16 protein-coding genes are annotated in these 19,926 nt (G+C 70.9%); 12 read left to right on the top strand and 4 right to left on the bottom strand.

Features of this window, described 5'->3' with window-relative positions:
• Positions 1 to 17 precede the first annotated feature (17 nt).
• Entirely contained in the window at positions 18 to 977 is a 960-nt protein-coding gene (locus tag ABZ194_RS13115) for an ATP-binding cassette domain-containing protein (protein WP_355595578.1), read from the bottom strand.
• 228 nt (positions 978 to 1,205) lie between these two features.
• Between ABZ194_RS13115 and ABZ194_RS13110 the strand changes: the two genes are divergently transcribed.
• The 10 genes from ABZ194_RS13110 (at position 1,206) to ABZ194_RS13065 (ending at position 13,548) form a co-directional block, all read left to right on the top strand.
• Positions 1,206 to 1,892, top strand: a complete 687-nt coding sequence (locus tag ABZ194_RS13110) for an SDR family oxidoreductase (protein ID WP_355595576.1) — start codon at positions 1,206 to 1,208, stop codon at positions 1,890 to 1,892.
• Positions 1,893 to 2,099: 207 nt separating this feature from the next.
• On the top strand, positions 2,100 to 3,458 hold the full coding sequence (locus ABZ194_RS13105; RefSeq protein WP_355595574.1) for a formimidoylglutamate deiminase: 1,359 nt from the start codon (positions 2,100 to 2,102) through the stop codon (positions 3,456 to 3,458).
• A 248-nt stretch (positions 3,459 to 3,706) separates the two neighbouring features.
• A complete protein-coding gene (locus ABZ194_RS13100; RefSeq protein WP_355595572.1) occupies positions 3,707 to 4,645 on the top strand; it encodes a sigma-70 family RNA polymerase sigma factor in 939 nt (312 codons plus the stop codon).
• A 416-nt stretch (positions 4,646 to 5,061) separates the two neighbouring features.
• Positions 5,062 to 6,375, top strand: a complete 1,314-nt coding sequence (locus tag ABZ194_RS13095) for an ammonium transporter (RefSeq protein WP_355595570.1) — start codon at positions 5,062 to 5,064, stop codon at positions 6,373 to 6,375.
• Complete coding sequence (locus tag ABZ194_RS13090; RefSeq protein WP_355595568.1) at positions 6,372 to 6,710, top strand: P-II family nitrogen regulator; 339 nt, start codon at positions 6,372 to 6,374, stop codon at positions 6,708 to 6,710. Before ABZ194_RS13095 ends, ABZ194_RS13090 begins: the two co-directional genes overlap by 4 nt.
• A gap of 4 nt (positions 6,711 to 6,714) precedes the next feature.
• Positions 6,715 to 9,057 carry a [protein-PII] uridylyltransferase gene (locus ABZ194_RS13085; RefSeq protein WP_355595566.1) on the top strand — a complete coding sequence of 781 codons (2,343 nt, stop codon included), beginning with the start codon at positions 6,715 to 6,717 and terminating at the stop codon, positions 9,055 to 9,057.
• Between the two features lie 222 nt (positions 9,058 to 9,279).
• Positions 9,280 to 12,171, top strand: coding sequence for a nitrate- and nitrite sensing domain-containing protein (locus tag ABZ194_RS13080; RefSeq protein WP_355595563.1), 2,892 nt, complete (start codon positions 9,280 to 9,282; stop codon positions 12,169 to 12,171).
• 5 nt (positions 12,172 to 12,176) lie between these two features.
• The gene (locus ABZ194_RS13075) at positions 12,177 to 12,590 is read left to right on the top strand and encodes a roadblock/LC7 domain-containing protein (RefSeq protein WP_355595752.1); all 414 of its coding nucleotides are present in this window, start codon (positions 12,177 to 12,179) and stop codon (positions 12,588 to 12,590) included.
• A 27-nt stretch (positions 12,591 to 12,617) separates the two neighbouring features.
• On the top strand, positions 12,618 to 12,980 hold the full coding sequence (locus tag ABZ194_RS13070; protein ID WP_355595561.1) for a DUF742 domain-containing protein: 363 nt from the start codon (positions 12,618 to 12,620) through the stop codon (positions 12,978 to 12,980).
• Between the two features lie 10 nt (positions 12,981 to 12,990).
• On the top strand, positions 12,991 to 13,548 hold the full coding sequence (locus tag ABZ194_RS13065; protein WP_355595750.1) for an ATP/GTP-binding protein: 558 nt from the start codon (positions 12,991 to 12,993) through the stop codon (positions 13,546 to 13,548).
• A gap of 54 nt (positions 13,549 to 13,602) precedes the next feature.
• Here the strand turns inward: ABZ194_RS13065 and ABZ194_RS13060 are convergent, their stop codons facing one another.
• Together ABZ194_RS13060 and ABZ194_RS13055 are read right to left on the bottom strand one after the other, a co-directional pair.
• Entirely contained in the window at positions 13,603 to 14,535 is a 933-nt protein-coding gene (locus ABZ194_RS13060) for an ABC transporter substrate-binding protein (protein WP_355595559.1), read from the bottom strand.
• 29 nt (positions 14,536 to 14,564) lie between these two features.
• Positions 14,565 to 14,813 (bottom strand): hypothetical protein, encoded by a 249-nt coding sequence (locus tag ABZ194_RS13055; RefSeq protein WP_355595557.1) that lies wholly within the window; start codon positions 14,811 to 14,813, stop codon positions 14,565 to 14,567.
• A 760-nt stretch (positions 14,814 to 15,573) separates the two neighbouring features.
• Between ABZ194_RS13055 and ABZ194_RS13050 the strand changes: the two genes are divergently transcribed.
• Together ABZ194_RS13050 and ABZ194_RS13045 are read left to right on the top strand one after the other, a co-directional pair.
• Complete coding sequence (locus tag ABZ194_RS13050; RefSeq protein WP_355595555.1) at positions 15,574 to 18,303, top strand: nitrate- and nitrite sensing domain-containing protein; 2,730 nt, start codon at positions 15,574 to 15,576, stop codon at positions 18,301 to 18,303.
• A gap of 3 nt (positions 18,304 to 18,306) precedes the next feature.
• Complete coding sequence (locus tag ABZ194_RS13045; RefSeq protein WP_355595553.1) at positions 18,307 to 18,945, top strand: DUF742 domain-containing protein; 639 nt, start codon at positions 18,307 to 18,309, stop codon at positions 18,943 to 18,945.
• Here the strand turns inward: ABZ194_RS13045 and ABZ194_RS13040 are convergent.
• Positions 18,923 to 19,909 (bottom strand): SIS domain-containing protein, encoded by a 987-nt coding sequence (locus tag ABZ194_RS13040; RefSeq protein WP_355595551.1) that lies wholly within the window; start codon positions 19,907 to 19,909, stop codon positions 18,923 to 18,925. The genes ABZ194_RS13045 and ABZ194_RS13040 overlap by 23 nt on opposite strands.
• Positions 19,910 to 19,926 lie beyond the last annotated feature (17 nt).

Genomic DNA, 19,926 nt, shown 5'->3' with positions numbered 1-19,926 from the left:
GGGGGGTCCTATCGGAATCAGGCGGCGTCGCGGAGGGAGCGGCCGGTGTGCCGCAGGAAGACGTCGTCGAGCGTGGCCCTCTCAAGGGAGATGGACCGGATGGCCAGGCCCCCGACCTCCAGCGCGCGGAGCAGGGCGGGCAGATTGTGCTCGCCGTCGTCGAGGTAGGCGCGCAGGGTGTCACCCTCCTCCTGGACCTCCTTGATGTACGGCTGCGCGGCGAGGAGCTTCTGGGCCGAGGCCAGGTCGTCGAGCTTGAGCGTGACGACGTCGCCGGCCACCTCCTTCTTGAGTTCCTCGGCGGTGCCCTCGGCGACGACCATGCCGTTGTCGATGATGACGAGCCGGTCGCAGAGCGCGTCGGCCTCGTCCAGGTAGTGGGTGGTCAGCAGCACGCTGGTGCCCTGGTCGCGCAGGGCGCGGACCTCATCCCAGAGGTTGGCGCGGTTCTGCGGGTCCAGGCCGGTGGTGGGCTCGTCGAGAAAGATCAGCGGCGGCCGGTTCACCAGGCCGATGGCCAGTGCGAAGCGCCGTTTCTGGCCGCCGGAGAGCGTCTTGACCGGACGTCCGGCGATCTCGGTCAGGCTGAAGGCGGCCAGCAGCTCGTCCGCGCGGGTGAGCGCCTGCCTGCGGGAGTGCCCGGCCAGGCGCGCGGCCAGCAGCAGGCTCTCCAGACCCGGGGCGTTCTCGTCCACGCCGCCCGCCTGGCTGACGTAGCCGATCCTCTCCCGGACCTTGGCGGCCTCTTTCACCACGTCGTATCCGGCGACCCTGGCGGTGCCGGCTGTGGGGGTGGTGAAGGTGGCGAGCATTCGTACGGTGGTCGTCTTGCCCGCGCCGTTCGGGCCGAGGGCCGCGAAGATCTCGCCTTCGGCGACGGACAGGTCGACGCCCCGTACGGCCTCGACCTTCTCGGCCTTGCCCCGCCCGCGTTTGGCGGTGAAGGTTTTGCGCAGGCCGTGCGCTTCAATGATCATGACGCTCCGTTTCGGGGGGTGGTCCCGAGAGGTTCACGGGTCCGGAGTTCCAAAGGTTCAGGGAAAGACTGAAGCCTCTCCCCGCGAGAGGTTCAACAGGTTTTCAGGGAAGTTCGCCATTTTTGATCTTTTCGGGGGCGTGGATCCACGATTACCCGCACCGCGTCCACGCGCTCATCCTGGAGCGTCCCGGGCCCGGGACCTTCCGCCCGGAGTAGGGTGATCCACATGTCCGCATGCCCTATCGCACTGGTGACCGGAGCCTCCAAAGGGGTGGGAGCCGCCATCGCGCGGGCCCTGGCCCCCACCCACGACCTGCTGCTCGGCGGCCGGGACGTCGAGGCGCTGGCCGGGCTCGCAGCCGAGCTGCCGGGCTCGCTGCCGTGGCCGGTGGAGCTCACCGACGTCGTCGAGGCCGACGTCGCCGCGATCGACCGGCTCGACGTGCTGGTGCACAGCGCGGGCACCGTGACCCTGGGCCGGATCGCGCAGACCCCCGCCGAGGTCTGGCGGCGCACGATGGAGATCAACCTGATCGCGGTGGCCGAGCTGACCCGGCTGCTGCTGCCCGCGCTGCGCGTGGCCGGGGGGCAGGTCGTCCTGATCAACTCGGGGGCGGGGCAGCGGGCCAACCCGGACTGGGGCTCCTACGCGGCCAGCAAGTTCGCGCTGCGCGCCTTCGCCGACGCGCTCCGGCTGGAGGAGCCGGCGCTCCGGGTGACCTCGATCTATCCGGGGCGGGTGGACACCGACATGCAGCGCGGGGTGCGGGCCCAGGAGGGCGGGACCTACGAGCCGGAGAGGTATCTCCGCCCGGACTCGGTGGCGCGGGTGGTGCTCGCCGCGGTCACGGCCCCTCGGGACGCCCACGTCACCGAGATCGCCATCCGGCCGTCGGCGGGCCCGGTCACCTGAGGCGGTTCACCTGAGGTGGTGAGTCCCACCGAGGGGTACGAGGCGGGATCTCATCCGGACGTCATCGCGTTTTAGGCGCCTCTTTGGTGCTTCATGCCGGTGGCACGGCCCATTCGTGAACGCATTTATTCACATAATGGAAAGAATGGCGGCCGAGATGTCCGGCCGTCCCGCGGAAGTCGTCCTCGCCACCGCCCTGGAGGACCTGTGCCGGAGCTGAACTACTGGTGTGAGCTGGCCTGGTTGCCGCCCGGCGAGGTCGTCGCCGGGGTGCTCGTCACCGTCACGGGCTCCCGGATCTCCGAGATCGCCCCGGGCGTGGCCGCGCCTCCCCCGGGAGCCGTACGGCTCGCCGGACTGACCCTGCCGGGACTGGCCAACGCGCACTCCCACGCCTTCCACCGGGCCCTGCGGGGCACGACGCAGCGGAAGAGGGGCGGCGTCTGGACCTGGCGGGAGCAGATGTACGGCGTGGCCGCGACGCTGGACCCCGACTCCTACCGCAGGCTGGCCACGGCCGCGTTCGCCGAGATGGCGCTGGCCGGGATCACCTGCGTCGGGGAGTTCCACTATCTCCACCACGCTCCGGGCGGCAGGCCGTACGACGATCCGAACAGCATGGGTCACGCGCTCGTCCAGGCCGCGCGGGAGGCGGGCCTGCGCATCGCGCTGCTGGACACCTGTTATCTGAGCGGCGGCATCGGCGTCCCGCTGACCGGCACCCAGCTGCGGTTCGGTGACGGCGACGCCGGGAGGTGGACCGTCCGGGCCGAGGCGCTGCTGGAGGTCTACCGGGTGGCGGAGGACGTCGAGATCGGGGCGGCCGTCCACTCGGTGCACGCGGTTCCGGCGGAGCAGTTGCTGGCGGTCGGCGGGTTCTCCCATCACCACGCGGTCCCGCTGCACGTCCACGTCTCCGAGCAGCGCGCGGAGAACGCGGTCTGCGTGGAGGTCTACGCCGCCAGCCCGGTCCAGGTGCTCGGTGAGCACGGCATCCTCGGCCCCCGCTCGACGGCGGTGCACGCCGTCCACCTCTCCGACGTGGACATCGCCCTGCTCGCCCAGTCGGACACGTGTGTCTGCGTGTGCCCGACGACCGAACGCGACCTGGCGGACGGTCAGGGCCAGGCCGGGGTGCTGTTCGGCGAGGGGGCGCCGATCGCGCTGGGCTCCGGCAGTCACGCGGTCGTGGACCTGTTCGAGGAGGCGCGGGCGGTCGAGCTGAACGAGCGGCTGGTCACCGAGCGGCGCGGCCACTGGACGGCCGCCGAGCTGCTCCAGGCCGTCACCGCGGCCGGGCACGCCTCGCTGGGCTTTCCCGACGCGGGAACCCTCGTCCCGGGCGCCTGGGCCGATCTGGTCTCGGTGCGGCTCGACTCGATCCGCACGGCGGGGCCGTCCCGGGGAGACGCCCCGGAGGTGGTGGTCTTCGCCGCGACGGCCGCCGACGTCCACTCGGTGGTCTCGGGTGGCCGCCGGGTGGTGCGGGAGGGGCGGCACGTCCTCGGTGACGTGGGCGCGCTGCTCGGCGAGGCGATCGCCGAGGCGCGCGGGGAGTACGGATGAGGCGGGGCGCGGCGGGCGCGCTCCGCCTGGTTTGAGCCGGGCGGCGGCGGGAAGTGGCTTTCCCCATGACGTCGCGCCCATGGACATCCTCCTTGAGGAGGAAATCCAAAACCATTCTTCGGGCGTACTCCTTTAGGGAATCTTTGCCCTGATCCCGGCGTTGATTAGGCAAGCGGCACGTCCGCACGCACGGGGTCTTGAGCGAGCGTGCGGGCCTGCCATAAGCAGGCGGAGCGAGGTGCCATCGGATGGCAAGGCCGACGGGGAATCGGACGCAGGACCAGCACGTCTCTGATCGAGATCTGCTCGGGACCTACCTGGCTGAGATCGGGCGGGTCCCCCTGCTCACCGCGGAGGAGGAGGTCGAGCTCGCCAAGCGGATCGAGGCGGGTCTCTTCGCGGAGCAGTTGCTGGACGGCGGGTTGACGGAGCCGCGGGTCGCGGACGCCGCCGATGAGGAGCTTGAACGGCTGGCCGTTTCGGGGCAGCGGGCCAAAGACGGATTCATCCAGGCCAATCTACGTCTTGTGGTGGCGGTCGCGCGCAAATACTCCGGGCGGGGAATGCCGCTGATCGATCTGGTCCAGGAGGGAAACCTGGGCCTGGTGCGGGCGGTCGAGAAATTCGACTACCGGCGCGGCTACAAGTTCTCCACCTACGCCACCTGGTGGATCCGCCAGTCCGTGGGGCGCGCCATTCACGAGCAGGCCAGGCCGGTCCGCCTGCCCACCCACGCGGGTGAGCAGATGACCAGGCTGATGCGGGTCCGGCGCGACATGCTGGCCGAGTTCGACCAGGAGCCGACCGACGCCGACCTGGCGGAGGTGCTGGAGCTGCCGATCGAGCGGGTCCGTGAGCTCCGCCGCTGGGCCTCCGACCCGGTCTCCCTGCAGCTGGGGGTGGGCGACGACGACGAGACCGAGCTGGGCGACATGATCGCCGACGACACGTGGGCCGACCCCGAGCAGCAGGCGATGGACATCTTGGAGCGTGAGCGTCTGGAGGAGTGGCTGACCGGGCTGGAGGGCCAGACCCGCGAGATGCTGCGCTGGCGTTACGGCCTGATGGACGGCCGCGAGCACACGCTGACCGAGGTCGGCGAGCGTTACGGCATCGGCCGTGACCGTGCCCGCCGCATCGAGCGTGACGCCCTGGCCCGGCTCCGGAAGATGGCCTCGGCCGCCTGAGCCACCGTGGTCCGGTACGGCTTCCCCGTGGAGCCGTACCGGACCTTTTCGCGTTGAGCGGCTCCGCGTGGAGCCGTACCGGATCGCTCCACGCCGCGATGGACCGTTCCGCGGAGGGGCGCGCCGGGCCTTCGCGCCCTCGCGGGCCGGGGGGCGGACCCGCCCCGGGCGCCGGGGCGGGGCGCCCCCGGGCGTGGCCGCCGCCGTCTTCGGACCGTGACAGGTCCCCTCTGAAACACGGATGAAACACCGGGGGGCGGAGATTCACCGGGGCGAAACACGGCGGATCGCGCGGTGAAACCGCGGAAGAACACGCTGTGGCACATCGCCAGTGCGTGACCGGTCGACGGAGCCCAGGAAGCGTTCGCTGCGCGCCGAGATCGGTCTATGCCATACGCGACGGAGGGTCGTGCCGAATGAAGATCGACAGTGGCACCACTGCCTGGATGCTCACGGCCACCGCACTGGTGTTGCTCATGACTCCGGGGCTCGCGCTTTTCTACGGTGGGATGACCAGAGCGAAAAGCGTGCTCAACATGATGTTGATGTCGTTCGTCAGCATCATCACGGTCACCGTGGCCTGGGTGCTCTACGGTCACTCGCTGACCTTCACCGACAACGCCGACGGCCTGGTCAACATGTTCGTCGGCGGTTCCGGCGCCCTCGGCCTGCAGAGCCTGGTGGACACGGCCACCAAGCCCGACGGCACCGGAATGCCCAGCCTCGTCTTCTCCGCCTTCCAGCTGACCTTCGCGATCATCACCGTCGCGCTGATCAGCGGTGCCGTCGCCGACCGCGCCAGGTTCGGCGCCTGGGTGCTGTTCACGGTCGTGTGGGTCACCGTCGTCTACCTCCCCGTCGCCCACTGGGTCTGGGGCGGCGGCTGGCTGTTCAGCCTGGGCATCGAGGACTTCGCGGGCGGCACGGTGGTTCACATCAACGCCGGGGCGGCGGCACTCGCGCTCGCCCTGGTGCTCGGCAGGCGCGCCGGGTGGGGCCGGGAGCCGACGCGCCCGCACAACCTGCCCCTGGTGCTGCTCGGCGCGGGGCTGCTCTGGTTCGGCTGGTTCGGGTTCAACGCGGGCTCCGAGCTCGCCGTGGACGGGACCGCGGGCCTGGCCTTCATGAACACCCAGATCGCCGCCGCGGCCGCCGCCGGCGCCTGGCTTCTCGTCGAGAAGATGCGGGACGGCCACGCCACCAGCCTGGGCGTGGCCTCGGGCGCGGTGGCCGGCCTGGTCGCGATCACCCCGGCCTGCGGTTTCGTGGACCCCTGGGCCGCCCTCGTCATCGGCGCGGTCGCGGGCTCGGTCTGCGCCTGCGCGGTGGGCCTGAAGTACCGGCTCGGCTTCGACGACTCGCTCGACGTGGTCGGCGTGCACCTGGTGGGCGGGGTGCTCGGCGCGGTCTCGCTCGGCTTCCTCGCCGCACACCCCTTCCTGGAGCAGCAGAGCACCGGCCTGCTCTACGGCGGGGGCGTCGGGCAACTCGGCCCGCAGGTTCTCGGCCCGGTCGCGGTCGGCGTCTACTCGTTCGCCGTCACCTGGGTCATCGCCAAGATCATCGATAGGACGGTGGGCTTCCGGATCGGCGCCGAGGAGGAGCTCGCCGGCGTCGACATCACCTCCCACGCCGAGACCGGCTACGACCTCGGCACCGTGCACGCGTCCGGCGCGGCGTCCTCCCACGGCCCGGCGAACACCAGCACCGCGAGGAAGGTGGACGTATGAGACTCATCACCGCCGTCATCAAGCCCTTCAAACTCGATGACGTGAAGGCGGCCCTGGAACGGTTCGGGGTCAGGGGAATGACGGTCGGCGAGGCGAGCGGGTACGGCCGCCAGCGCGGCCACACCGAGGTCTACCGCGGCGCCGAGTACCGGGTGGACCTGGTGCCCAAGATCCGGCTTGAGGTGCTCGCCGAGGAGGACGACGCCGATGACGTCATCGACGTCATCGTCAAGGCCGCGCAGACCGGCAAGATCGGGGACGGCAAGGTCTGGTCGATCCCGGTGGACACCGTCGTGCGGGTCCGTACCGGGGAACGCGGCCCAGAGGCGCTCTGAGCCGGTGAGAGACGACGTCCACTCGTACGCCGCGGCCCGCAGGGAGCGGACCTCGGACATCGACCACTGGCTGGCGGACCTGCTCAGGGCCGCCTGCGGCACGCCGTACGGGCGCGCCGGCGGGGCCGGGCGGCGCGGGGGCGCCGGGGGCACAGACGGGCCCGGCGGCCCCGAGAGCGCCCTCAAGGACGCCCCCGGCCCTCCGCTCCGCCATGTGCCCGGCGGAGTCGCGCTTGTCGCTGTGGGGAGTCTGGGCCGCGCGGAACCGGCCCCCGGCAGCGATCTGGACCTGGTCCTGCTGCACCGGGGCCGTGACGACGTGGCGCGCGTCGCCGACCGCGTCTGGTATCCCGTCTGGGACTCGGGCATCGGCCTCGACCACTCGGTGCGGACCGTGGCCGAGGCCGTCGCGGTCGCCGGGGAGGATCTCAGGGCGGCGCTCGGGCTGATCCAGGCCCGGCACGTGGCCGGGGACCCCGAGCTGACCAGGGCCGCGCGGGAGGCCGTGCTCGCCGAGTGGCGGGCCGGCTCCCGGCGCCGCCTGGCCGAGCTGCGGGACGCCGTCGACAGGCGGGCGGAGACCGGCGGCGAGCTGGCGTTCCTGCTCGAACCCGACCTCAAGGACGCGCGCGGCGGCCTCCGCGACGTGCAGGCCATGCAGGCCGTGGCCGCCGCCTGGGTGGCCGCGGCTCCGGGGCCCCGGGTGCGCGAGGCGTACGAGCTCCTGCTCGACGTCCGGCACGGCCTGCACCTGGTGACCGCCCGCGGGGCCGACCGGCTGGTGCTCCAGGAGCAGGACGCGGTCGCCGGAGTCCTGGGGCTGCTCGACGCCGAGGCGTTGATGCGCAGGCTCGCCGAGTCCGGCCGGACGGTCGCGCACGCCTCCGACGCCACCTGGCGCGCCGTCGGCCGCCTGCTGTCGGGTCCGGCGCCGAGGGGCCGCCGTCCGCTCGCCGACGGGGTCGTCGAGCACGGCGGCGAGGTCGTGCTCGCCAGGGGCGTCAGCCCGCGAAAGGATCCCACGCTGCTGTTGCGCGCCGCCGCCGCGGCGGCCGAGGCGGGATTGCCGATCGCCCCCGCCACGGTGAACGCGCTGGCGGTCCAGGCTCCGCCGCTTCCGGTCCCCTGGCCCAGGGAGGCCAGGGACGCGCTGGTCGCGCTGCTCGGCGCCGGGCGGGCGGCGGTGCCCGTCTGGGAGGAGCTGGACCAGGCGGGCGTTCTGGTCCGGCTGCTGCCCGACTGGGAACGGGTACGGCACCGTCCGCAGCGTAACCCGGTGCACCGCTACACGGTGGATCGCCATCTCATCGAGACCGCGGCCGGAGCCGCCGCCTTCACCCGGGAGGTCTCCCGGCCCGACCTGCTGCTCATCTCGGCCCTCCTGCACGACATCGGCAAGGGCTGGCCCGGCGACCACTCGATCACCGGCGCGGTGGTGGCCAGGGACATCGGCACCAGAATAGGGCTGCCGCCCGCGGACGTGGAGACCGTGGAGAGCGTGGTCCGCCACCATCTGCTGCTCCCCGAGACGGCGACACGGCGCGATCTGGACGACCCGGTGACCGTCTCCCGGGTGGCGGAGGCCGTGGGCTCGCGGGAGACGCTCGAACTGCTGGCCGCGCTGGCCGTGGCCGACGGCCGGGCCGCCGGTCCCGCCGCCTGGAACTCCTGGAAGGCGGCCCTGGTCTCCGATCTGGTGCGCCGGGTGCGTTCGGTGCTGGCCGGTACCCCTCCGCCGCCCGTGCCCGCGCTCCCGGCCGCCCCGGCCGCGCCCGCCCGGCACGGCGGCGGTGCGGTACGGGTCGCCGGGGGAGTGGTCACCGTGGTCGCGCCGGACCGGGCCGGGCTGCTCTGGCGTGCGGCAGGGGTGCTCGCCGCGCACCGCTTGGTGGTCCGCGCCGCCTCCGCGGCTTCGGTGGGGGAGACTGCGGTAATTGAGTTTTCGGTCATGCCGGAGTACGGTTCGCCCCCGGATCCGGCGACACTGGAAGCTGATTTACGGTTGGCCCTAGCGGGCCGGCTTGACATCGAGCAGCGGCTGGCGAGGAGGGCCCGTTCGCTGCGCCGGGTCCAGGTTCCCACGGCGCCACCACGGGTTACTCTCGTGGACGACGCGTCCAATACGGCGACCGTTGTGGAGGTACGCGCTCATGACCGTCCGGGGCTATTGTGGCGAATTGGTAGAGCATTTGGAGATTGTGGTCTTGACGTGCGAGCCGCACGTGTGGAGACTCTCGGCGCAGAGGCGGTGGATGTCTTCTACGTTGTCGATAGAGCCGGGGGTCCTCTGACAGAGGGAGCCCAGCGGGCACAGGTACGGGACCAGGTGCTTGCCGCCTTGCGATAACCATGGCAATCGTTCCCTCGTCACCTTCGTAACGATTAAGTCCGGTTTGTCGGTTATGCCGATTGCGTCCCGTGACCTTGTGGTCTGATAAGGGCCACTCATGTCGTGATGGTGAGAGGTAGAGCGAGAGCGGTGACGACGGCGACAACCGAGAGCGGCGGTGCTCCGGCACCTGGCCGCGGCAAACGCCATGCCGCCCGGTTCGGTATGCGGAACTGGCGCGTGCGGTCGCGCCTCACGGCGTTGATCCTGGTGCCGACGGCGGTGGGGGTCGTGCTCGCCGGCACGCGGGTGGTCGCCTCCATCGACAGCGTGGCCGGATATCAGCGGACCGCGGCGGCGGCCGAATACTCGGGTGGGTTGCGTGAATTGGCACAGGCCCTGGGTTTGGAACGTGACCGGGTGGCATGGTCCTCGTTCCAGCCGACCAACGAAGGCTTGAAGGAAGCAGCCGACACACAGCAGAGAACGGTCGACGCGCTGATCAAGAAAGTCGCGCTCGATCTGCAGGGAATCGACGACTCCTACGGCCCCCGGGCCGTCGACGCGGCCAAGGACGTGGGCTACCAGCTCGCCGGTCTGCGGGAACTCCGCCAGCTGCCCGGGACGAACAGGGCCGAACGCTACAGTCTCATGATCTCTCCGCTGCTCCAGCTCCACGAGGAGCTCACGCTGGTCAGCGACGACCCGGAGATCATCGGTAACACCCGCGCGCTCAGCGCGCTGGCCCGCGCCAAGGAGGAGGTCTCCAGGCAGCGGGCCCGGCTGCTGGCCGGCTACTACGCGCCCTCGCTGGTCGACGCCCAGGAGATCGAGAAGTTCATCGCCTCCCGCTCGCGCATGGAGGAGTACAAGGCCGACTTCGGCATCGAGGCGAGCCCGGCCAACCGCCAGCTCCTCGTCAAGACCATGATGGACGAGAAGGTCTACCGCGCCGAGCTGACCAAGGCCAGGGCGATCGTGCTGGCCGGCGACACCCGGCGGGAGGGCCGCCTGCTCTCCGACTTCGCCGCCGTCAAACAGTGGTTCTCGGACAACGGGGCGACCCTCGACCGGATGAAGAAGGTCGAGAACAAGGTCGCCGGTGACGTGATCACTCGGGCCCGCGTGCTGGAGGACACCGAGCAGCGTAACGCGATCATCGCCTCCGGCCTGATCCTGCTCCTGCTGATCCTGGTCCTCGGCCTCACGGTCCTCATCGCCCGCTCGATGGTCCTGCCGCTGCGCCGCCTGCGGGGCGAGGCGCTGGACGTCGCCGGATTCAGGCTTCCCGAGGTGGTGCGCAACCTGCGGGTCTCCGGAGACAGCCGGGTGCCCGACATCGCCCCCATCTCGGTCGACGGCAAGGACGAGATCGGAGAGGTCGCCAAGGCGTTCGACGAGGTCCACCGGCAGGCCGTACGGCTGGCCGCCGAGGAGTCCGAGCTCCGCTCCAACATCAGCGCGATGTTCGTCAACCTGTCGCGCCGTACCCAGACGCTGGTCGAGCGCCAGATCTCGCTGATCGACGGCCTGGAGAAGGGCGAGGAGAACGGCGGCCGTCTCGCGGACCTGTTCAAGCTCGACCACCTCGCCACCCGCATGCGGCGCAACTCCGAGAACCTCCTGGTCCTCGCCGGTCACGAGCCGACCCGCAGGCGCAGCCAGCCGGCCAAGCTCGTCGACGTCGTGCGCGCCTCGCTGTCGGAGGTCGAGGACTACGAGCGGGTCCAGGTCAAGGTGCACCGCACGATCTCGGTCGCCGGGAGCGCCGCCAACGACATCGTCCACCTGGTCGCCGAGCTGGTGGAGAACGCCATCCAGTTCTCCCCCCGGGCCAGCCCGGTCGTGGTGTCCAGCAGCATGATCGAGGGCGGTGGCGCGCTGCTCGCGGTCAGCGACGCCGGCATCGGCATGACCAACGACGAACTGGTCGAGACCAACCGGCGCCTGGCGGACCCGCCCGTCGTGGACGTCTCGGTCTCCCGGCGGATGGGCCTGTTCGTGGTCGGCCGCCTGGCCCTGCGCCACGGCATCCGGGTCCAGCTCCGCCCCCAGGAGGCCGGCGGCCTCATCGCCATGGTCCTCTTCCCGCCGGAGCTCATCGTCCCCGAGGGGGCACAGCCGGGCCAGACACCGTCGTGGGGCGTCGAGGCGCACGGCAGACAGGTCCCGTCGCCCCGAGGCTCCTTCGCGCAGAGCTCGTTCGGCCAGAGCTCCTTCGGGCAGAGCTCCTTCGGGCAGGGCTCCTTCGGGGAGCCGCTCGTTCAGCCGGCACCCTCGTTCGGCTTCGCCTCCTTCCCCGGGGAGCACCCGGTTCCCTCGGCCTCACTCGGCGCCCCGCCGCCGAGCGCCGAGTACCCCCTGCCCAAACGTCAGGTGCAGGGGACGAGCGGTAACGGGATCTCCTCCGCCGAGGTGTTCTCCCCCTGGGGGCAGACATCTCGCGATCAGACCTCCCGCGAGTGGGGACAGACCTCCCGGGATCAGACCTCCCGTGAGTGGGGACAGACCTCCCGGGACCAGACCTCCCGAGACTGGGGACAGAGCTCCCGAGACTGGGGGCAGACCTCCCGGGAGGATCCGGCGACCGCGTCGATGCCCGCCGTACGGGTCTCCCCGCTCGAACCCGAGGAGGAGGAGTTCCTGCCGATCTTCGCCTCCGTCGAGTCGGCCTGGTTCCGCAGGGCGGACGGCAGCGGCGGGTACGCGTCCATCACCGACGAGTCCGGGGGGCAGACGGAGTCTCCGCGGCCGGCGGTGCCGGACGGGCCCGCGCCGGTCGCCTCGGCCGTGGATGACACGCCGATCCGCCGGCCGGCCGGGGAGGAGCCCGCTCCGGCGCGTGCGGTACAGAACTGGGAGACCCCGGCCGACGCCGGGTGGCAGGCGGCTCAGGCGGTGAGCGATCCCAGCCTTGGCGGGGTCACCTCGGCGGGACTGCCCAAGCGCACCCCCAAGGCCAACCTGGTGCCGGGCGCCGCGGCCTCCGCGCCGTCCACCCCGATGCCACCCATCTCGCCCGAGCGCGTCCGCAGCCGCCTGTCGAGTTTCCAGCAGGGGATACGGCGAGGTCGCGCCGAACTATACGAGGACACCGCCAGAGACGTGGCGGACAGGGAGGAGAACTCGTGACGACCCTGAGCCAAGAGGCGCGTAGGTTCGACTGGCTGATCACCGAGTTCGTCCGGGGCACCCCCGGAGTCGCGCACGCCGTGTGTGTCTCGGCGGACGGTCTGCGGATCGCCAGTTCCGACGGGTTCCCGGACGACCGTGCCGACCAGCTCGCCGCCGTCGCCGCCGGCCTGCTCAGCCTGACCGTGGGCGCGTCCCGTGTGTTCGAGGGCGGGGCCGTCACCCAGACCGTGGTCGAGATGGAGCGCGGTCTGCTGCTGGTCATGGCGATCAGCGACGGCTCGGTGCTCGCGGTACTGGCCTCTTCCGAATGCGACATGGGGCTTGTGGCCTATCAGATGACCCTGCTCGTCGACCGGGCCGGCCAGGTGCTCACCCCGGCGCTCAGAGCCGAGCTGCAGTCCTCCCGGGGGCGATGATGACCGCACCTTCCCCAGGAGAGGGTTGTGCTGGGAAGTGACGGAACCGGGGATGAAGAGCCCCTGTTCCGTCCTTACACGGTCACCGGCGGCCGATCCGAGCCGCGCTATCACATGGCGATGGAGACGCTGGTCTCCTCCTCGTTCATCAGGGACGAGGAGCTGGTTCTGCTCACCCCCGAGCAGGACGCCATCATCAGATTGTGCCGGTCGTTCCGGTCGGTCGCCGAGATCTCGGCGCTGCTGAGGGTCCCGCTCGGCGTGGCCCGCGTGCTGGTGGCGGACATGGCCGACGAGGGCCTCGTCCGGCTGCACCAGCCGAGCCTTGACAAGGGACAACCAGACCTCAACATGCTCGAAAGGGTTCTCAGTGGACTACGCAGGCTCTAACCATAGCGGCCTGACGTCGACGAAGATCGTCGTTGCCGGCGGGTTCGGCGTCGGCAAGACCACGTTCGTGGGCGCCGTCTCGGAGATCCTCCCGCTGACCACGGAGGCGGTGATGACCGACGCCAGCGCCGGCATCGACGACCTCGGTCTCACCCCGAACAAGGTGACGACCACGGTCGCGATGGACTTCGGCCGTGTCTCGCTGGACCGTGACCTGATCCTGTACCTGTTCGGGACCCCCGGCCAGCACCGGTTCTGGTTCATGTGGGACGACCTGGTCCGCGGCGCGATCGGCGCGGTGGTCCTGGTCGACACCCGGCGGCTGGCCGACGGCTTCCCGGCGATCGACTACTTCGAGGAGGCCAAACTCCCCTTCGTGATCGGCGTCAACGGCTGGGACGGGCACTTCATCCACGCGCAGGATGAGGTGCGGGAGGCGCTGGCGCTCGCCCCGCACGTTCCCATCGTGCGCACCGACGCCCGCTCCCGTGAGTCCGTCAAGAGCACGCTGATCACGCTGGTCGAGTACGTCCTGCGGGTCCGCGCCGCCTACGGCATGTCCACCTGAGCCGTGGTCCTCACCGGGCACGGGATGCCGGCGGGGCGGTGGCGCGGACGGGTGTCAGCCCGGCATCCAGTCCTTCCACACGATCCTGTTCGCCTCGATCCACTTCCGGGCGGCCTGGTCCGCGGTCATGCCGTTGTTGGTGATGTCGTTGGCCACCGCGTTCTGGTCGGCGTTGGTCCAGGAGAAGTTCCTGACCAGCTCGTAGGCCTTGCCGCCGGTGGCCGCGAACCTCTTGCTCACGATCTTGTCGAGCAGGTAGGGCGGATAGTCGCACGCCACCTTCCGGGGGACGGCGTCGCAGCCGATCGAGTAGGGGGGAAGGCTGATCTTGGCCAGCTTGATCTCGGTGAACAGCCACTGCGGTTCATAGAAGTACAGTAGAAGCGGGATACGCCGCTCGGCCGCCAACTTCGCCGCCTTTATCAGGGCCTTTTCACTTCCCGCGTACACCACTTTGTAGTCAAGGTGGAGATTGCGCACCAGGGCCTCGTCATTGGTGGCGTATGACGCATCGCCGTCGAGAAGTTGACCGAGGTCACCTGATTTTTCGGTCTTGAAAAGGTAGGCGTATTTGTTGAGCCGCCGCCAGTCGGTGATGCCGGGATACTTTTCCGCCATCCACTGAGGGATGTACCATCCGATAACACCTCTGTTGCCGTTTTTCCCGGCAGAAACCGCGACCTTCTTCTCCTCGATGTAGGTCTTCTTCTCCGCCTCCCGGCCCCAGTTCTCGACGATGACGTCCACCGTGCCCTTCGCGAGGCCTTTCCAGGACTGGGTCTCGGTGAGTCTTACCTTGCGCACCGCGTAGCCGAGGTGTTCCTGCAGCAACTGGCTCAGGACCGTGGCGCTCGCCTGGTAGCCCACCTCTGAGGTGATGGCGATCCTCACGGTGCCGCCGCCGGTCTCCGCCGGCACCTCCTGCCGCCTGTCGCAGGCGGACAGCAGGAGAAGTACCGCGCAGGCGCCGGCGAGCCGCCTTTTCAACGATCTTTTCATGGGTGGTGGCCGATCGGTCATCGGGGGGTGATCCAAGCGGTCCGGACGGCCTCGCCGGTCTCGATCCGCTTCCGGACGGCCTGGTCCGCGGCCATGTCGCGGCCGGCGGTGCCGGGGTGTCCGTCCACCGTCCACGCCGTGCCGCCGCCGGTCGCGGACCGCGGCGCCGGGCCGGTGCCGGTCTTCGCTCCGCCGTCGCGGCACGCGACCGGCGGTGCGGGTGCCGGAACCCCGGCGGGCGGGCGGACTCTACGTCCGATCCTCATGCGATCCTCTTCTTTCGCGAGAACTTCCAGGAAGACGTGCGGGAAGACCTTGTGGAACCTCGCGGGCGGCGGGCGCCCGCCGGCCCCCGGGTGACTCGGCCGAACATGGTTCCGGCGAGTACGGCGGTCACCCCGGCGGCGAGTCCCATGCCGGAGCCGGCGCGCCGGGAGAACCCGGAGACGACCGCCGGCCGGCGGGGTCGCAGGACCGCGCGACCTCGACCGCGGAGGGGGAGTGTTCCTGGTGCGGCCGGCCACGCGGTTGTCGGACGGGGGCCGGAGATCTTCCACGGTCCGTGCACCTCGATCGCGGCGGCGCCGGACGCGGCCACTGTCTCCTCCGGAGCGGGACGCTCGGATTTGGTGAGGCTACGGACACAGTGAGCCAAGATATGGGGGAAATATCATGAATCACAATGATCTGCCCCATAGAGAACGTCGCGCTTCCGGTACGTTACCTTCCGTGCATTTCGCTGGACCGATGTAAACGGTCATACGTACCCATGAACGATTGATGGTGTTAGAGGGTGTCCGCGCGGGAGGCCCCGCCCCTAAAGTGGAACCCCCGTCCCTACCCCTTATTGCCTTATAAGTGGGTATTTGTGGATATCTGTTCGATTGGCCCTGCGCGTTGAGATGTGCTCGAATTACCGGGAACCAGGAAATTCGGGCAGAGGGTTCATGCACCGAGAGGTAGCGTTCGGTGAGTACACACAAAATCCACGATGTAGGAAGCGCCTTTCGCCTGCGGAACTGGCGAGTGCGCTCCAGACTGATCGCGCTCATCGTGGTTCCCACGGCCGCGGCGGTACTGCTTGGCGGCCTCCAGGTCCTCACCTCGATGCGCGCCGCCACCGAGTACCAGCAGGTCAACGAACTGGCCCGGCTCTCGGACCACATCGGCGCGCTCACCCACGAGCTGGCCCAGGAGCGTGACCGCACCGCCTGGTACATCGCCCGGGGCCGCCCGGAAAACGAGGCGCAGGCCATACGGCAGCAGATGAACGCGGTGGACACGGCGGCCGCGCACGTTCGCGAGAGCGGCGCCCTGCTCAGGCAGACGGTGACCGGCCGGACCTGGGACGGGATCGAGACCGTGCTCACCCGGCTGGAGGAACTCGGGCCGCTGCGGCAGCAGGTGCTGGGACCGTCGCTGCTCTCCGACGCGGCCATCGACGCCTACTCGCGGGTGATCGACGACCTGCTCTCCCTCCACGACGAGCTGGGCAAGGGCAGCGACGACGACGTGCTGTTCAGCCAGGCCCTGACGCTCAGGGCGCTCGCCCGCGCCAAGGACGCCCTCTCGACGCAGCGGGCGCTGCTCTCGGCCGTCCTGGTCGAGGGCCGGTTCGGGCAGGAGCAGATGGAGAGGTTCCTCGGCGCGATCTCCGCCGAGCGCAACGAGCGCAGAACCTTCATCGCCGAGGCCGGAAGCGCCGAGCGCCGCCTCTTCGACGAGACCGTCAACGGCCGGACCGCCGACCGAGCCGAGTTCCTGCGGGAACTGGTCCTGCTCCGCGCGGACTCCGGGACCTCGCTGAAGGGCCTCGACCGGTCGAAGAAGGACGACGCCAAGGAGTGGTACAGCGCGGTGACGGTCACGATCGACCGAATGCGCGAGGTCGAACGGCGGCACACCCAGGCCATCGTCACCCGCAGCGAGGAACTCGGCCAGGCCGAGCAGACCCACGCCCTGCTGGTCGCCGCGGCCGTCGTGGGCCTGCTGCTGATCGTGCTGCTGATCACCACGGGGGTGGCCCGCTCGCTGGTCAAGCCGTTGCGGCGGCTGCGCAGGGAGGCGCTTCAGGTCGCGGGGGAGCGGCTGCCCGCCTACGTCCAGCAGGTCCGGGAGTCGCGCGACGGCGAGATCGTCGCCGACGTGGCCCCCATCGGGGTCCTGTCCCGCGACGAGATCGGCGAGGTCGCCAGGGCCTTCGACGAGGTCCACCGCGAGGCCGTCCGGCTGGCGGGCGACGAGGCCAGGCTGCGCACCACGGTCAACGCGATGTTCGTCAACCTCTCCCGCCGGAGCCAGACCCTGGTGGAGCGCCAGCTCTCCCTGGTCGAACGGCTGGAGCGCGGGGAACGCGACGACCAGCGGCTGGCCGACCTCTTCAAGCTCGACCACCTCGCCACCCGGATGCGCCGCAACAGTGAGAGCCTGCTCGTCCTCGCAGGTCAGGAGGTGACGCGACGCAGGCGCCGGCCGGTCGAGCTGATGGACGTGGTCCGGGCCTCGCTGTCGGAGGTGGAGAACTACGAGCGGGTGGTGACCCGGATGCAGTCCGAGGTCGCCGTCGTGGGGCCCGCGGTGAGCGACGTGGTCCATCTCCTCGCCGAGCTGGTGGAGAACGCGCTGTCGTTCTCCCCGTCGGAGAGCAAGGTCGCGGTCGCCAGCAGCCCGGTCGAGGGCGAGGGCGTCATGGTCCTGGTGACCGACCAGGGCATCGGCATACCGCCCGACGAGCTCTCCCGGGTGAACTGGCGGCTGGCCAACCCGCAGGCGGCCGACGCCTCGGTCGCCCGTCGCATGGGCCTGTTCGTGGTGGGGCGGCTCGCGCTCAAACACGGAATCCGCGTCCGGCTCCGTCCCCAGGAGACCGGGCTGACCGCCATGGTCCTGCTCCCCGACGCGATCCTCGTCTCCGCCGCGTCCCAGACCGGCGCACCCCAGCTCGGCGGGTCCACGCAGCCCGGCAGGCTCTCCCCGGCGGCCGGCGGAAGGTCCCCGGCGGCCGGCGAGCCGGGGAGCACGGCCGGTCCGGCGCTTCCGGGCGACTCCGGCGCGCCCACGCCGTCGGAGTCCACGGCGCCGACGCTCCCCGCCCTGTCGGCGTCCGTCGCACGGCGGACACGCGTCGTACCGTCGCAGACCAGGCCCGAGCGGCCCGCCAGGAAGAGCGAGCGAGGGGCGCTGCCGAAGCGGCAGAACACCCCCTCCCGGCAGGACGACCGGCCCTCCCGATCTCCCCGGAGGGAGGAGGGCCCGGCCCACCGGCCGTCCCCGGTACCGCTCGGCCGTCCCCCCGTCCCCGGCCCGCCCGCCCCCGACGTCGCCGAATCACTGCCGGGGGTGGGGACCTCGGCACTGGATCCGGGGGAGGAGTTCCTGCCGATCTTCGCCTCGGTCGAGTCGGGCTGGTTCCGCATCGCCGACTCCGCCGGGGACCCCGGCCGGTCCGGAGAGCCCAAACGCCCGGGCGACTCCACCTCCGTCACGTCCGAGCCCGCCACGTGGTCGTCCCCGGGCGACAGCGGCTGGCAGGCCGCCCGGGCCGTGAGCGCCCCGGTGCTCGGCGGGACGACCGTCGCGGGACTGCCCAAACGCACTCCGAGGGCCAACCTGGTTCCCGGCTCGGCGGTCTCCGACTCGCCTCAGCCGGAGCACCCTCCGATCCGCATGACGCCGGAGCATGCCCGTAGCCGGCTGGCGAGCTTCCAGCAGGGCGTGCGCAGGGCTCGTAACGAGATCCCGAAGAGGGAGAGCTGAGCCGTGAAAGGAGAACACCGGGGCGGCTGGGGCGGCTACGGCGCGCCGCAGGGCGGGTTCGAGGGGTACGGCCCGCCGGGGAACCTGCCCTCAGGGTACAGCCCCCTGCAGGGGGGAACCGCGGGGTACGACCCCTCGCGGGAGGGGGCGGAGGGGTACGGCCCGCCGGGGAACGGGTCTTCCGGTTACGGGGCGTCGCGGGATGAGCGCTCACCGTACGAGTGGCTGTACGAACCGTCGTACGGTGGGCCGCCCGGCGAGCCGGACGACGAGCCTGACGAGGAATCGGACGACGAGCCGTACGAGGAGGAGAGCTCGCTGGTCAGGCTCTACACCGTCACCGGGGGACGGACCGTGCCACGTAGCCGGCTCGCGATGGAGGCCCTGGTCTCCTCCACGACCTCCGCGGGGCTCGGCCTGTCCTACGTCCGGGAGTACCGCGCCATCAACGAGCTCTGCGGCCAGGTCCGCTCGATCGCCGAGATCTCCGCTCTGCTCGGCATCCCCCTCGGCGTGGTCCGCGTCCTGATCTCCGACATGGAGTCCGAGGGGCTGGTCCGGGTCCACCAGCCCCGCCTCAACGGGAACGGCCCCGATCTCGGACTGCTCGAACGCGTCCTCAGCGGCCTGCACCGGCTGTGACCGCCCGGTGGTGGTCCGACCACCACCGGGCGGCGATCAACTCGGCCACCAGGGTCTCGGTGAGCAGGGCGACGCCGGGATCGTCGTCGTGGCGGTAGCGGACGGCGCCCCCGGTGCCGGGCGGTTCGCCGCCGACGGTCAGCACCGTGGAGCCGCGCCGCCGGATCCACTCCATGGCCTGCTCGTCGTAGCGGGAGCCGGGGAAGATCAGGGCGCGGTAGTCGAGGGTCTTGGTGAGGTAGACGTCCACGTGGGACCAGTCGCCGGTCTCGCAGGCGTCGGCCGCCCTGCGGGGACCCTCGCGGAACATCAGCGCCGACTGCTCGGCGGAGGAGAGGCGCTCCGCGGGGGCGATCGTGTACACGCCGTCCGGGCCGTCGAGCAGGGCCGCCGCGGCCTCCAGCCACCGCTCGCGGCGTTCCAGCAGGTCGTCGGTCGCCTCGGCGGTACGGCGGAGCAGCGCCGGCACGTCCAAGCCGGCGCCGGTGAGACGGTTCCGCAGGGCCAGCAGCAGGCCCAGGGTGTGCTGGAAGGTCCGGCAGGCCACGCCGCCGCGCTCCTCGCCGGCGAGCATCGGCACCACCAGGTCGGCGCCCTCGGTGATCGCCGAACCGGCCCTGTTGGTCATCGCCAGCACGAAGGACCGGCCGCGATGGCGGGCGAGCGCGTCCAGGGTCTCCCGGCTTCCGCCGGTCGCGGAGATCGCGACGACCAGGGTGTCCGGGCTCGCGGGAGAGGAGACGGAGGCCGAGGCGTACTCGGCCACGGCGTCCACCCCCGCCGCCCGCAGGCGGAGCGCGGCGGCCCCGGCGGCGTACCGGGAGCTGCCCATGCCGAGGAGGACCACCCGCCGGATGTCGTCGGGGAGAGCGGCGAACGGGTCGCCGGTCTCCAGGGTGGCCGCCAGGCCGGTCAGCGAGGCGGGCTTGGCCTCCAGGTCGGCGAGGTACAGCTCGGGGTCCACTTTTTTCTCTCTCCTTC

This window comes from Streptosporangium sp. NPDC006007 (assembly GCF_040614315.1).
In the GTDB taxonomy this organism is placed as follows: Bacteria; Actinomycetota; Actinomycetes; order Streptosporangiales; family Streptosporangiaceae; genus Streptosporangium.
The sequence above is the reverse complement of the archived record's forward strand: the minus strand, read 5'-3'. Positions and strand labels throughout refer to the sequence as shown.

Coding starts and splice junctions, on each gene's coding strand:
- ABZ194_RS13095 (WP_355595570.1), top strand. CDS start 5,062: ATGAAGATCGACAGTGGCACCACTGCCTGGATGCTCACGGCCACCGCA.
- ABZ194_RS13115 (WP_355595578.1), bottom strand. CDS start 977: ATGATCATTGAAGCGCACGGCCTGCGCAAAACCTTCACCGCCAAACGC.
- ABZ194_RS13090 (WP_355595568.1), top strand. CDS start 6,372: ATGAGACTCATCACCGCCGTCATCAAGCCCTTCAAACTCGATGACGTG.
- ABZ194_RS13055 (WP_355595557.1), bottom strand. CDS start 14,813: ATGAGGATCGGACGTAGAGTCCGCCCGCCCGCCGGGGTTCCGGCACCC.
- ABZ194_RS13110 (WP_355595576.1), top strand. CDS start 1,206: ATGTCCGCATGCCCTATCGCACTGGTGACCGGAGCCTCCAAAGGGGTG.
- ABZ194_RS13100 (WP_355595572.1), top strand. CDS start 3,707: ATGGCAAGGCCGACGGGGAATCGGACGCAGGACCAGCACGTCTCTGAT.